Consider the following 13,814-nt stretch of genomic DNA (forward strand, 5'->3'; position numbering starts at 1 on the left):
TGGCTGTTACAGCCCGGTGTCCTCAAGGGCCCATCGGGCTGCCAGCTTGTCAATGAAAACGCGTGTTGCAGCAGGTACATACATGCTGTTGCGGTACAACGCATGAATGGGTTGCCGTGCAAAGTGTTGTGGGTCAAGGACGGCGCTGAGCTTACCCTTCGCGATGGCGTCGTCTACCAACCAGCTTGGCAGAAGCGCAACCCCGAGCCCGCGCAAGGCCATGTCCAGCAACGCCTCTGCGCTATCTGCCTGAAAGCGGGACGGGCGCACGAACTGGCAGCTTTCGGTCATGGACTGTGAGTTGAAGAAGCGCCAGGGCGCATCGCTCAGGTGCGTATGAGCCAGCCAGTGCACGTTGACCAGCGCCTCTGTCGAGCCAACCGGGTGCCGTAGCAGATACGCCGGGCTGGCGACCAGCTGCAAGGCATAGTCGCCAATCCTGGCGGCCTTGTAATCGGAGTCCGCCAACTCGCCTAGCCGTATTGCGACGTCGAAGCGTTCAGCAACCAGGTCACAGAGGTGCGATGACGCTACGTGCTCGATCGACAGATCGGGATGAGCCTCTGCCATGTCTGCCAGCACCGGCAGCACTGCACGCTGTGCAAAGGCGGAGGTACTGGTGATGCGTAACCGCCCGCCAAGCCCCGTGGATGACTGTTGCACGCTGGCTGTTGCGCGCTCCATCTGGTCAAGCAGCTGACGCGCTTCAACCAGAAACCGTTCACCGCAATCGGTCAGCACGGTGCGGCGGGTGTTACGGGCCAGCAGGCTGGCGCCCAGTTCAGCTTCCAGACGCCGTACATTGAAGCTGATCCGCGCCTTGGACTGGCCCAGCAACTGCGCAGCCTTGGTAAAGCTGCCGCTATCTGCAACGGCGACAAAGCTGGCAACGCGATTGAGGTCGAGCATCATTGTCAAAAATCAGTTAACAGTGTGGGCGCTATTACAGCACTTATGTCGCTGTCGGTGCAGGGGTACAGTCACGCTCGCTGACTGGAGTTCACCGTGGCCTTACTCAACCTGCGTCGTCGTATCACGCTGTTCTACTTGCTGGGTTTCTTCGTAGACCTGATCAATACCTTCATCACCGCCGTGGTTTCACCGAAGATAGGTGAAGCCCTGCACGCTGATGTCGCCACGCTCGCTTGGGTGAGTACGGCCTATCTACTCGGGCTGATGCTGGGGATGTTGCCCAGCCGATGGCTGGGGCAGCGCATGGGCGAGCGCTCAGTACTGCTCGGCTCACTGGTGTTTTTCTCAGGCGCCACACTGCTGATCGCCTGGTCGGGCCAGATGGCAACGCTGTTACCTTTACGCGGCCTGCAGGGTTTTGCAGCCGGGCTGTTCATTCCTCTGGGCCAGGCACTCGTCTACCGCCTGTATTCAGCGCATGAGCGGCCGAGGGTGACCATGGCGATTATGGCCATAGGCTTGCTAGCGCCAGCCGTATCACCCCTGGCAGGCGGTTGGTTGTCGCAACGGATGCCTTGGCAGTGGGTGCTGCTCGCCAGTCTTCCCATGGCACTGCTGGCTTTGATCCTGGGTGCTTGCTGGTTACCACGCCCGCCGTCAGCCACGCGCAATGAACCCTTTGATGGCAAAGGCTTGCTACTGGCTGGGGGAGGGGTGGCCAGCGGCTTGCTGGGTATGACTGATGCGGGTGGTGGCCAGGGTGGCATGGCTATGGCCTGGGCCGCACTGGCTGCAATCTTGCTCGGCAGCTACCTGCGTCACTCACGGCGTATCGCTGCACCCCTGTTGGACTTTTCGGTAATGCGCGAGCCCGTTTTCGCCGGATCGATGATGTTGTACCTGGCTGTGCCGGGCCTGTTCATCGGGGTAAACCTGTTGGCCATGCTTTACCTTCAGGCCGACCTTGGATGGACCGCAAGCGCAGCCGGCAGCCTGATGTTGCCATGGACCGTGGGGGCAGCGCTGGCGATCGCTTGCACCACCTGGTGTTACAGATCATTCGGGCCCACCCCGTTACTGCTGCTGGGGCTGGCGCTGCAGATACCGGGTTATGCACTGCTGGCGCTGGCTTCCAGCACGTCTTCACTGATGATTGCCTACGCGCTGCTCGGTGTCGGGGGGAGCTTATGCACCAGCGTCGCGCAAAGCGCTGCCTTCTCAGCATTGGCATCATCGGAACTTGGCCAGGCCAGTACCCTGTGGGCCCTGAACCGGCAGTTGAGCTTCTGCCTTGGCGTGACAGCCGTCAGCCTGGTTTTCAGCTTGCTGACCATGCTCTTCGAGGCCCGGCAAGCCTATCAAGCCACATTCATGCTGGCAGGAGGGGTGCAGGCAACCTGCCTGGCAGTCCTGTTCTGTCTGCGGATACGCTCACTTGTCAACCGAAAGGAACGCCATGAATCGGTATCTGAAAGAAGTCATTGATCTGCACGTATTGATCGAGGCGCGCTTCGCCAGGGGGGAGGGTTCTGTTGCAGCCATGGTCGAGCGGTTTCACGCGGATTTTTCTATGGTGACGCCTGCCGGTGCTCAGGTAGACCTGGGCGATGTTTCATCCCTGTTTGCTCAGCGTGCAGGGTCTCAGCCGGGATTGAGCATTGAGGTCGCCGAACTGGAAACCCTCGCACAATGGCCGGAGGGTGCAGTAGTGTGCTATCGCGAGACGCACCATTTGCCCGGCCAGAAAGCGAAGACACGGGTCTCGACCGCACTGTTCAGTGCTGTAGGGGGACGCGTGTTATGGCGCCATCTGCAGGAAACCTGGGCGGCTTGAGCTGCGCGAGCTGCTGGACAAGGTCGACGAAGCCCTGGAGCGCATTGCTCGGGGTGAGTACGGATGGTGCAAGGACACTGGCGAGCCCATCGGCCTGAAGCGCTTGCTGCTGCGGCCGACGGCGACACTGAGTATCGAGGCCAAGGAGCGGCAGGAACGCCAGGAGCGGCATATACGCGAAGCTTGATTCCCCTGGTGTGGATGGCACCGGCTTCGCCCGTGCCATCCTGCAGGTCGTCAGGCACCCTGGCGGTCGATGTCACGGCGCAGGACTACCGACGTGGTAATGTCATCCACGGATTCGTGGCGCGCGACGTTGTCGCGAACCTGGTTGAGGTCGTCGATGGTCCGGGTCTCCACTTCAACCACCAGGTCGAGCTGACCGCTCACCGAGGAAACCCGCCGCACGCGTGCGTCAGTAGCCAGCTGGTCAAGCAGCCCCATGGCAGGCGTGCGCTGTAACGTTACCAGCAAGATAGCGCGTATGACATTGGCGTCTATCTCGCCGATATCCGCCCGATATCCGCGAATGATCCCGCTGCGTTCAAGGTTGGCAACGCGCTCGGTCGTGGCGCTTCTGGAAAGGCCTATGCGGCCGGCTAATGCCTTCAGCGCAATGCGCGCGTCCTTCGAAAGTACTTCAAGAATCTCACGATCTTTTGCATCCAGCTCACGCATTGCAGCACCCGATTAGCTCGCCGTCTTTATGCCGGTCAGAACCGGCATAATGCCTGTTGATCCCGACCGTATGCAGGGTGTCGGTTTCGGTGGTGCATGACAAGCTATTGAAAAAACAATTTGCTCGCTCGGAACGTGATGATATGACAGACCTTTCCCACCCGGCACCTCGGTTTTCGGCAAGCGATGCAGAGGGCCTCGCAAAAGATTTCTTCAATGTCTCTGGCACTGCCACGCCCCTGGACGGGGAGCGTGATCGCAATTACCGGCTGGAGACTGGCGTGGATGCAGGCTGGATACTGAAAATCGTCAATGCCAGCGAGCCCAGGGTAGAAAGCGAGTTTCAAACCGCGCTGCTCGATCACCTGGCCGTGCACGGCGGGCATCTGGGCGTGCCTCACTTGCGGGCCAGCGTGGCTGGCGACTACCTGCCGTCGGTGACCGGTGCCACAGGTGAAAAGCACGCAGTGCGCCTGGTCAGCTGGTTGGCCGGCACGCCACTTGCCGAGGCCAGGCGCTCATTCGCACTGATGAGCAACTTCGGCCAGGCACTCGGCGAACTCGATCGCGCGCTGCAGGGCTTCATGCACCCGGGCGCCGTCCGCGACCTTGACTGGGATCTGCGCCATGCTGCGCGCTCCCGTTCGCGCCTGCACTTCATAAAGAGCCCTGAACGCCGGGCCATTGTCGAGCGCTTCATCACCCAGTTCGAACAGTCTGTACAGCCAAGGCTGGCTTCCCTGCGGGCCCAGGTGATCCACAACGATGCCAACGACTGGAACATCCTGGTCGATGCCGAAACTACCAGTACCGTGACTGGCTTCATCGACTTTGGCGATGCCGTGCATACCGTGCTGATAGCCGAGGTTGCGATCGCCAGTGCCTACGCCATTCTCGACATGGACGACCCGATCGGCGCCGCTGCTGCGCTGGTGGCCGGTTTCCATGAAAAGTACCCGCTGCAAGCGCAAGAGCTTGATGTGTTGTTCAACCTGATCGCCATGCGCCTGGTCATCAGCGTCACCTTTTCCGCTTCCCGGCATGACCAGACAGACGACAACCCCTACCTGGCGATCAGTGAAGCGCCTGCCTGGCGCCTGCTGGAACAGCTTGATGCGATGAACCCACGGCTGGCCACCGGCATCCTGCGCAAGGCCTGTGGTTTCGATGCCATCGAAGGCGCGGGTGATGTCCGCCGCTGGATTGCGGACAACCACAAATCCTTCGCCGACCTGGTACGCCCGTCTGCCGCCATCCTGAACAAGGTGATTGCCCCGTTTGGCGACGCCACCCACGAGATGACCATCGCCTCGGCTGAGCAGCGCCCTGCAGATGCAACCCGTTGGTGGGACGAGTTCTCTGCTGCTCACCAGGTGCCGCTGGCCATCGGGCCGTGGGGTGAGTTGCGCAGCATCTACACCGACAGCGCGTTCGAGTCCCGCTTCATCAAGGGGCAACGCCGTACACTGCATGTGGGTGTCGACCTGGTGATGCCAGCGGGTACGCCGTTGTACGCACCGGTCGCTGGCACTGTCAGAAGTGTGGAGGTTGAACCAGACCCGCTGGGGTATGGTGGCCTGGTGATGATCGAGCACACGCCACCCGGTTGCCCGCCATTCCTGACCCTGTGGGGGCACATGGCGCATGAAGCGCTCAGCCGCTTGAAAGCCGGTGACAAGCTCGAAGCTGGCGACCTGGTCGGCTACATGGGCACCGATCATGAAAACGGCGGCTGGATTCCCCACCTGCACCTGCAGATGACCACCGATACCCAGCTGAGCGCGAGCGAGGTCATTGGCGTGGGTGAGCCAGAGTACCGCGAAGTGTGGGCCGACCTGTTCCCCGATGCCTCGACCTTGGCGGGTATCCCGCCAGAGACCTACACCCAGCAAGGGCTTACCAAGGCCCAGATCATCGCCAGGCGCAAGGAACTGCTGCTACCGAACCTGTCGATTTCGTACAGCGACCCGATCAAGTTCGTGCGCGGTGATGGCGTATGGCTGATCGACAACTTCGGGCGCGCCTACCTGGACTGCTTCAACAACGTGTGCCACCTGGGCCATAGCCACCCCGACGTGGTCGAGGCCTTGACCCGCCAGGCTGCTCTACTCAACACCAACACCCGCTACCTGCACGACAACATCGTCGAATACGCCGAACGCCTGACCGGTACCCTGCCAGAGGGCCTTTGCGTAGCGTCCTTTGGTTGTTCGGGGAGTGAAGCCAACAGCCTCATGCTGCGCATGGCGCGCAACTACACCGGCAGTGACCAGGCGATCGTGCTGGACTGGGCCTACCACGGCACCACGCAAGAACTCATCGACCTTAGCCCTTACAAGTACAAACGCAAGGCCGGCAAGGGCAGGGCGCCGCATGTTCACGAGGCGGTGGTCCCGGACAGTTACTACGCGCCCGAGCACTGGCCAGTGGAACAGCACGGCAAGCGTTTTGCGGAGTCGGTCGCAGAGCAGCTGGATGCCATGCGCAAGGCAGGCAAGGGCCCCGGGTTCTTCCTTGCCGAGTCGATTCCCAGCGTGGCAGGCCAGGTGTTCCTGCCTGATAACTACCTCAAGGAGGTCTACGCCATGGTTCGCGCCGAGGGTGGGCTGTGCCTGGCCGATGAAGTACAGGTCGGGTTCGGCCGCGTCGGTAGCCACTGGTGGGCATTCGAGACCCAGGGCGTGGTGCCGGATGCCGTCACCATGGGCAAACCGATTGGTAACGGCCACCCGATGTCGGCGGTTGTGACCACCCGTGAGGTTGCCGATGCCTTCAACAACGGCATGGAATATTTCAATACCTTTGCCGGCAACCCCGTGTCGTGCGCGGTAGGCCTGGCGGTGCTCAATGCAATCGAGCGCGACCAGTTAAAAGAAAACGCCTTGAACGTCGGCAACTACCTGCTCGATGGTTTTCGCAAGCTTCAGCAGCAATTCGATGTGATTGGTGATGTGCGCGGGCTTGGGCTTTTCCTCGGCATCGTCCTGGTCACAGATCGCAAGTCGAAGGCGCCGGCCACGGCCCTGGCCCGGAAAGTGGCTGATGGAGCCAGGGAACGCGGCGTATTGATCGGCACTGAAGGCCCGCATGACAACGTGCTGAAAATGCGCCCTTCAATGATTTTCAGTCGGGGCAATGCCAACTTCCTTCTCGAGGTGCTGAAAGACAGCTTTGTGGCAGCCTTGAAGTAGCCCTCACAGATTGCACGGTCCCTGTAGATACTCTGTTGGCGGTCAAGCTTTTCTAAGGTATTCAGAGCTGAAAAGCTTGGCCGTATCAAATGGTTCACCGGTGCGGATATCCACCATGGCAATTGTGCCGGCAATGGCTCAATCGCTCAGGCTTGCCATTTCCTTGTAGGAGCAGCCTTGTGCTGCGAAGAGGCCGGCAAGGCAAAAGATCATCTTCGCCAGCTATGGCCTCTTCGCAGCACAAGGCTGCTCCTACAGGTACTTTGCATGGCTTGAAACCAGTGCCTCTTTGCCCCGGTTCAGGGGCTGGATCAGGTAATCGAGGATGGTCTGCTCACCGATGCGGACATCCATCGTGGCAATTTGTGCATCAGCACTGAAACCTGGGGCTGCTTCGCAGCCCTGTCGCGACACAAAGCCGCTCCTGCATCACGCCTTCTGCCGGTCTATGTCACGCCGCAACACCACTGCCGTGGTGATGTCGTCTACAGAGTCGTGGCACGCCACGGCGTCCCGTACACGGTTCAAATCATCGATCGTCCGTGCTTCGACCTCGACTATCAGGTCGAGCTGCCCGCTGACCGATGAAACCCGTTTTACCTGGGCGTTCTGTGCCAGCAGGTCCAACAACCCAAGCGCCGGTGTACGTTTCAGCGCTACCAGGATGATTGCCCGTATGACATTGGCATCGATTTCACCGATGTCGGCGCGATATCCGCGAATGACCCCGCTACGCTCCAGTTGCAAAACCCGCTCGCTGGTGGCACTTCTTGACAGGCCAACTCTTGCAGCCAGCGCTTTGAGCGCCACACGCGCTTCCTTGGAGAGTATTTCGAGGATTTCCCGATCTTTGACGTCTAACTCGCGCAATGCTGACACTCCCGCCTGATCACCGGTAAATGACTGGCCGCCCCGGAAAAGTGCAGTAGGCAAACCCGCCGAATACTTGCTTGTTTTTAGTGCATTGGCAGACACTACTCCAGTTTTCCAATGCCCAAAGTAGTGCCGGCATTGTGTCGGTCGATTCCGGCAATGTGCCAGCCGAACGCGCACATTGCAGGGTGATTTCAAGGTATCAGTGTGCAAAGCTCTCAGTGAAGGTTGGGGCCTCAAAACCCAAGACAATAAGAAATAGAAACTTCCAAGGAGTGCCTTGATGCTGGCAAGAAAAACCAGGATGCTACTGGCTTCCACCGCTGTTGCGGCGGCTGGGTTGTTCTCTCACGGTCTGGCGCACGCCGATGACTTGCAGGCCGTTCAAGCGTCAAAAGTACTGCGCGTGGCAATGAGCGGCCAGTACGCTCCCTTCAGCTTTGCCAATGAAAAGAATGAAATTGTCGGTTTCGACGCCTCTATTGGTGAAGCACTCGCTCAGCGTTTGGGCGTGAATATAAAAATTATTACCACACCGTTTGACGGCATTATCGCCGGGCTGCTGGCCAAGAAGTATGACGCTGTCATTGCCTCGATGACCATTACCCCCGAGCGGCTGAAAGCCGTTGACTTCGTGGGCCCTTATTACCATGCAGGCCGTACCATCGGCGTCAAGCAAGAGTCTCCGATCAAGGGGCTTGACGACCTCAAGGATGTCACCGTCGGCGTTACGCTGGGCGATTCGCATGACAAATGGGCGCGCACCCGCGGCAATCTTAAAGTGCGCACCTATAAAGGCTTGCCGGAAATGCTGGTGGACCTGGAAGCCGGTCGTATCGACGCGGTAGTAATGGACAGTATTCCGGTAATGGTTGCGGTAAAGGAGACCGGGCAGAAGGTGCGGATCATCAGCCTGCCGGACGAGCAGGGTGGTCGTGAAGGCCTGGGCATTGCCATTCGCAGAAACAACCCTGAACTCAAGGCCCAGTTGCAGAAGGCCCTGGAGGAGATCCTGGCCGATGGCACCTATGAAGAAATCTCCATGAAATGGGTGGGTAGCGACATTCGCTGATGCACACCTGGAGTGGCCTGACTGACTGTTTGGGTCGGGTTGGCTGAATTTTGTGAGTGATTTTTATGGACCTGTCATTGATCCATCGCACCTACCCGTTCTTCCTGGAAGCCGCCTGGGTAACTGTGCAGATCTCGTTGCTATCACTCTTGCTGGGTTTACTCCTTGCAATCGTTCTGGTGGCGTGCCGGTTATCACCATTTATTATCTTGCGGTGGGCAGCCAACATCTACGTCAGCGTATTTCGCGGTACACCCTGCCTGGTGCAGTTGTTCATTATCTATTTTGGTGGGCCACAAATAGGTATTGAGCTTGAGCCGTTTGCTGCTGCGGTGATCGGTTTAGGCATGAATATAGCGGCGTATATGTCGGAGTCCATTCGAGGGGCTATCGATAATGTCGACCCAGGCCAGGAGGAGGGCGCACGGTCGATTGGCTTCAGCCGCAGCCAGACGCTGTTGTTCATCATCATTCCCCAGGCAATGAAGCTGATGATCAGGCCGCTTGGCGTAAATGCCATCGGGCTGATCAAGGGTTCTGCCCTGGTGTCGGCCATTTCGGTAGTTGAACTGACCTACACCGCGCAGCGTTTTATCAGTTCAACTTACAAACCGTTCGAGATATTCATGGTGTCGGCGTTGCTTTATATCGTCATGGTCTACTCGGTCAAGTACCTGGTGGACATACTGGACCGGCGATACGCAACCCAGTGAGGAGTGCCAGTGGAAGGACTAAACCTGAGTGTCATCACGCCTTACTATGAAATGCTGGCAACCGGCCTGTGGTGGACGGTTGTCATGTTTCTCGGTTCCAGCGTCATCAGCCTGACGGTGGGTGTGCTATTTGCCCTGATCGACCTGTATGCGCCGAAGGCCATGGCACTGCCTGTACGGTTTGTGACCTGGCTGTTGATGGGCACGCCATTGTTGCTGCAACTGTATCTGATCTATTACGGGCTGGTTCAGGTCGGTATCGATATCCCGGCGCTGGCTGCGGGGATAATCGGGCTAAGCCTGCATTTTGCGGTGTACAACGCCGAGGTGATCAAGTCCGGGATCGAGGCGGTGGACCCAGGCCAGATAGAGGGCGCGCGCTCGATTGGCCTGAGCAAGGCCATGACCCAGCGCTACATCATCGTTCCGCAGGCCCTCAGAAAAACCATTGCGCCGCTGGGGAACAACCTCATTGTGTTGCTGAAGGACACTTCACTGGTGTCGATCATCGGTATCGCCGAACTCGTCTACAGCGCCCAGTTGGCTGTCAGCGAAACGTACAGCCCGTTTGAATTCTATATCGCCGTCGCAGTGATCTACTACGTGGCCAACCTGGTGCTCGAGGCTGGGTTGCATCTTATTGAAGCCAAGGTCGAGATGTCACGATGAACAACAACGCTATGGTAGAAGTGAAGGGCGCTCGCAAAGCCTACGGCACACTTGAGGTGCTGAAGGGCATCGACCTGTCGGTTTCGCGTGGGCAGATCTACGCCATCATCGGCCCGAGTGGCTCTGGCAAAAGCACCTTGCTGCGGTCGATCAACCATCTCGAAGTGCTCAATGACGGTGAAATCTGGCTGGATGGTGACCAGGTCAACCGCCCCTTGAAAGGCCGCGCCTTCGAGCAGCACATCAATCGGGTGCGCCAGCAAATGGGCATGGTGTTTCAACACTTCAATCTGTTCCCGCACCTTACCGTCTGTGAAAACGTCGCGATCGGGCCTGTGAAGCTCAAAGGCTACTCGAAAACTGCGGGCAGAGCGCTGGCCCTGGAGTACCTGCACAAGGTCGGGCTGGCTAACAAGATCGACGAATATCCTTCTCGCTTGTCTGGTGGGCAGAAGCAGCGCGTGGCCATTGCCCGGGCGTTGGCCATGCAACCCAAGGTCATGTTGTTCGATGAAGCGACCTCAGCCCTGGACCCGGAGCTTGTGGAAGAGGTGAACCTGGTGATGAAGCAACTGGCGGCCGAGCACATGACCATGTTGATCGTCACGCATGAGATGCGCTTTGCCGGCGAGGTTGCTGACCAGATCGTATTCATGGATGGTGGGGTTGTTGTGGAACAAGGGGCTCCTGGGGAAATCCTGAGGAATCCGGTGCAGGATCGTACCCGGGCTTTTTTGAAGAAGCATTTGCATGGCGGCTAGCGGGCCTACCGCTCAGGTGCTGGATAGCGGAGTGACGCTGAGGCGCGAAAAAATAATCAGTGTAGCTGTGTGGTAAACGCCTAAATTTGATAGCCTCCTATCATTTTGGAGGCTTCTCATGACAACCAACGCTCAGGCAAAACTCGCTGCACGCTATGGCGCACCGAACATTTCTGCGCTGCAACAATGGAATGACACCATCGACCAACTGCTCCAACACCGCAGCGTCAGGGCGTTCACTGATCAGCCTCTGCCCGAGGGTACGCTCGAGACCTTGGTTGCTGCCGCGCAGTCCGCGTCCACATCATCCAACCTCCAGGTCTGGAGTGTGGTTGCGGTGCAAGAGGGGGATCGCAAAGGCCGCCTCTCGGCGCTAGCCGGCAACCAGCCCTATATCCATCAAGCGCCACTGTTCCTGGTCTGGCTTGCCGATTTGTCCCGCGTCTCGCGCATTGCAGACCAGCATGGGGTAGAGCTGGAGGCTTTGCCATACCTGGAAAGCCTGTTGCTCGGCACCATCGACGCAGCGCTTGCGGCCCAGAATGCGGTCGTTGCGTTGGAGTCGCTTGGGCTTGGAAGCGTGTACATCGGCGGTATTCGTAACGACATCGAAGCCGTTGCCAAGGAACTGCAACTGCCGCCTCAGGTCTATCCGGTCTTCGGCCTCTGCGTTGGCTATCCATCGCCGGATCGGCCAGCCAAGGTGAAGCCGAGGCTGCCACAGGCAGCAGTGCTTCATCACGAAACGTACTCGGCTGCCGACGAGCAGGGCGTTCTAGCGGAATACGACAAGCGCCTGGGTGCTTTCTATCAACGCGAAGGCATGAAGGCTTCAGGCTGGTCGGCACAGGTGGTCAGCAGGCTGCGGAACGTTTCGAGCCTGCATGGGCGCGAGGAGCTGCTGGGGGAATTGAGCCGGATGGGCTTTGGCCTGCGCTGAACAGATCAGGTAAAGGGCTTTGCTCGCCATAGCTCGGCATCACGCTCTAGAATCTCATCCATTGGCTTGTCGTTCATGTGCGTAAGCAAAAGAGGCAATATATGGATCGCGAACGCGCCGGCTTTTCAGGAGAGCTGGATGCTCCCGCATTACCCAGTCAGGAGTCCGCGTTTCCGACAACCGCTTTGGAGCGTCTGCAGTTGGCGCTCGATGCGGGCGCGATCATTGGAACGTGGGTGTGGGATATTCGGCACAACCAGGTGACCGCAGATGAGCGGTTCTCGCGATCATTCGGGCTTCCTGCAGATAAATGCCTGGCGGGTATTCCGATCGAGGAAGCTTTTGCCTCGATTCACCCTGACGACCGTGATCGTGTCTCTGCCGATATCCAGGAGGCGATGAGCCGTGGCGGCGCCTACCGGTGTGAATACCGCGTCAGACAGCATGACGGCAGCTACCGCTGGATTGAGGCCAATGGCAGAGCTGAGCTAGACGAGCAAGGCGAGGCTGTTCGGTTCCCTGGCATTCTCATGGACATTGAGTCACGCCGGTCAGCGGAGGCTGAACGCGACAGGATGTCAGCGTTGCTGCGTACCTTCACGGCTGCTGTCCCGGGTGTTGTCTACGCAAAGGATCTCGAGGGGCGGCTGATTGTTGCAAATGACGGTGTCACCCGACTGGTCGGTAAACCACCAGAGCTGTATCTGGGCAAAACCGACCTGGAGTTTCTGGAAGACAAGGCCCAGGCACGCCAGGTCATGGAAACCGATCGTCATATCATGCATGGCGGGAAGGGCGCGCTGCAGATCGAAGAGCGTGTCGACATGCCGGATGGCACGGCTACCTACTGGCTTTCCGTCAAGGCACCCCTGTGCGACGAAGCAGGCGAGGTCATCGGGCTGATCGGCTCGTCCATCGATGTCACCGCGCGAAGAAATGCCGAGGCGCAGTTGCTTGAGCTTAACCGCACCCTGGAAGCGAAGATCGAACAAGCAGTGGCCGAGCGGGAAGCGGCGCAGGCGGCGCTACGGCAATCGCAGAAGATGGAAGCGGTCGGTCAGCTGACCGGGGGTATCGCTCACGACTTCAACAATTTGCTCGCGGGCATCACGGGAAGCCTTGAACTGATCAAGCTCCGCTTGAAGCAGGGGCGCATTGCTGACGTGGAACGTTACCTGACGGTGGCACAGGGTGCCGCACAAAGGGCAGCATCCCTGACCCACCGGCTCCTGGCGTTCTCTCGCCGCCAGACGCTGATGCCTGTTCATACCGATGTGAACACCCTGATCAGCGAAATGGAGGAGCTGATACGTCGGACAGTAGGGCCGGCAATCCAACTCAAGGTAGAGCTCCATGCAACCTCAAGTACCTGCCTGGTGGATCCGGCCCAAGTAGAGAACTCGCTGCTAAACCTGTGTATCAACGCGCGTGACGCACTGGAAGGCGGAGGGTCGATCGCCATCAGGACGTACAACGAGGAGCTTGTACAGGGGGCAGATCTTGACCCTGAACTGCCACCCGGCACGTACTTCACGATCTGTGTCGCCGATGACGGTGTCGGCATGAGCACCCAGACGTTAACGCGTGCATTCGAGCCTTTCTTTACCACCAAGCCTGTGGGGGCGGGTACCGGGCTCGGCCTGTCCATGATCTATGGTTTCGCCAAGCAGTCTGGCGGGCAGGTTCGGATCGAGTCAGAGGCGGGCCAGGGCACCCGCGTATTTCTGCAGCTACCCAGCCATGAGGTTGAGGTCGATGCTGCAGGTCGTGCCGAGCCATCGCCTGAGTCAGAACTGACCTCGTCAGGCGAAACGGTTTTGGTCGTCGATGATGAGCCTTCCGTCCGCATGTTTGTGAGTGAGTCGCTGGGCAGCTGCGGATACATCGTCATTGAGGCGACCGATAGCCTTGCGGGCCTGCAGTTACTCCGCTCGGATACCCGCATCGATCTGCTTGTCACAGACATTGGCCTGCCAGGAGGAATCGACGGCAGGCAAATGGCCAATACCGGCCGCAGCTTCAGGCCGGGCCTTCCCGTCTTGTTCATGACCGGGTATGCGCAACCGAATATATTGGACAACGCCCAGCTAGAGCCCAACACGGCTGTGCTGACGAAACCTTTCACACTCGAAGCGTTGACGTTGAACGTAAATGCGTTACTCATGAATTGA

13 protein-coding genes and 1 pseudogene are annotated in these 13,814 nt (G+C 58.9%); 10 read left to right on the plus strand and 4 right to left on the minus strand.

Going from position 1 to position 13,814, the window contains the following annotated elements; genetic code table 11:
• Positions 1–6: 6 nt before the first annotated feature.
• On the minus strand, positions 7–912 hold the full coding sequence (locus SB765_RS00770) for a LysR substrate-binding domain-containing protein (RefSeq protein ID WP_410930782.1): 906 nt from the start codon (positions 910–912) through the stop codon (positions 7–9).
• A 93-nt stretch (positions 913–1,005) separates the two neighbouring features.
• Here SB765_RS00770 and SB765_RS00775 point away from each other — a divergent pair, with 93 nt between their 5' ends.
• The 3 genes and pseudogenes from SB765_RS00775 to SB765_RS00785 form a co-directional block, all read left to right on the plus strand.
• Positions 1,006–2,397: an MFS transporter gene (locus tag SB765_RS00775; protein WP_341795614.1), complete on the plus strand. Its 1,392-nt coding sequence runs from the start codon at positions 1,006–1,008 to the stop codon at positions 2,395–2,397.
• Complete coding sequence (locus tag SB765_RS00780; protein WP_341795613.1) at positions 2,369–2,746, plus strand: DUF4440 domain-containing protein; 378 nt, start codon at positions 2,369–2,371, stop codon at positions 2,744–2,746. Before SB765_RS00775 ends, SB765_RS00780 begins: the two co-directional genes overlap by 29 nt.
• Positions 2,747–2,750: 4 nt before the next feature.
• Positions 2,751–2,933, plus strand: a pseudogene (locus SB765_RS00785) (TraR/DksA C4-type zinc finger protein); the annotation flags it as partial.
• 50 nt (positions 2,934–2,983) lie between these two features.
• Here SB765_RS00785 and SB765_RS00790 read toward each other — a convergent pair.
• On the minus strand, positions 2,984–3,424 hold the full coding sequence (locus SB765_RS00790) for an Lrp/AsnC family transcriptional regulator (RefSeq protein WP_016714074.1): 441 nt from the start codon (positions 3,422–3,424) through the stop codon (positions 2,984–2,986).
• Positions 3,425–3,567: 143 nt separating this feature from the next.
• Between SB765_RS00790 and SB765_RS00795 the strand changes: the two genes are divergently transcribed.
• On the plus strand, positions 3,568–6,615 hold the full coding sequence (locus SB765_RS00795) for an aminotransferase class III-fold pyridoxal phosphate-dependent enzyme (RefSeq protein WP_410930783.1): 3,048 nt from the start codon (positions 3,568–3,570) through the stop codon (positions 6,613–6,615).
• A gap of 252 nt (positions 6,616–6,867) precedes the next feature.
• Here the strand turns inward: SB765_RS00795 and SB765_RS00800 are convergent, their stop codons facing one another.
• On the minus strand, positions 6,868–7,029 hold the full coding sequence (locus SB765_RS00800; protein ID WP_410930784.1) for a hypothetical protein: 162 nt from the start codon (positions 7,027–7,029) through the stop codon (positions 6,868–6,870).
• Between the two features lie 15 nt (positions 7,030–7,044).
• On the minus strand, positions 7,045–7,485 hold the full coding sequence (locus SB765_RS00805) for an Lrp/AsnC family transcriptional regulator (protein WP_024717903.1): 441 nt from the start codon (positions 7,483–7,485) through the stop codon (positions 7,045–7,047).
• A gap of 286 nt (positions 7,486–7,771) precedes the next feature.
• Here SB765_RS00805 and SB765_RS00810 point away from each other — a divergent pair, with 286 nt between their 5' ends.
• The 6 genes from SB765_RS00810 to SB765_RS00835 all read left to right on the plus strand — a co-directional run bounded on the left by SB765_RS00810 (position 7,772) and on the right by SB765_RS00835 (position 13,814).
• Positions 7,772–8,560, plus strand: a complete 789-nt coding sequence (locus SB765_RS00810; RefSeq protein WP_341795611.1) for an ABC transporter substrate-binding protein — start codon at positions 7,772–7,774, stop codon at positions 8,558–8,560.
• Between the two features lie 65 nt (positions 8,561–8,625).
• Complete coding sequence (locus SB765_RS00815) at positions 8,626–9,273, plus strand: amino acid ABC transporter permease (protein WP_410930785.1); 648 nt, start codon at positions 8,626–8,628, stop codon at positions 9,271–9,273.
• A gap of 9 nt (positions 9,274–9,282) precedes the next feature.
• On the plus strand, positions 9,283–9,942 hold the full coding sequence (locus SB765_RS00820) for an amino acid ABC transporter permease (protein WP_341795609.1): 660 nt from the start codon (positions 9,283–9,285) through the stop codon (positions 9,940–9,942).
• Positions 9,943–9,953: 11 nt separating this feature from the next.
• Positions 9,954–10,703, plus strand: coding sequence for an amino acid ABC transporter ATP-binding protein (locus SB765_RS00825; protein WP_410911763.1), 750 nt, complete (start codon positions 9,954–9,956; stop codon positions 10,701–10,703).
• 118 nt (positions 10,704–10,821) lie between these two features.
• The gene (gene nfsA, locus SB765_RS00830) at positions 10,822–11,643 is read left to right on the plus strand and encodes an oxygen-insensitive NADPH nitroreductase (protein ID WP_410930786.1); all 822 of its coding nucleotides are present in this window, start codon (positions 10,822–10,824) and stop codon (positions 11,641–11,643) included.
• Positions 11,644–11,744: 101 nt separating this feature from the next.
• Positions 11,745–13,814: a PAS domain-containing protein gene (locus SB765_RS00835; RefSeq protein WP_410930787.1), complete on the plus strand. Its 2,070-nt coding sequence runs from the start codon at positions 11,745–11,747 to the stop codon at positions 13,812–13,814.

It is taken from the genome of Pseudomonas sp. SIMBA_067, from assembly GCF_046534675.1.
GTDB classification, from domain to species: domain Bacteria; phylum Pseudomonadota; class Gammaproteobacteria; order Pseudomonadales; family Pseudomonadaceae; genus Aquipseudomonas; species Aquipseudomonas putida.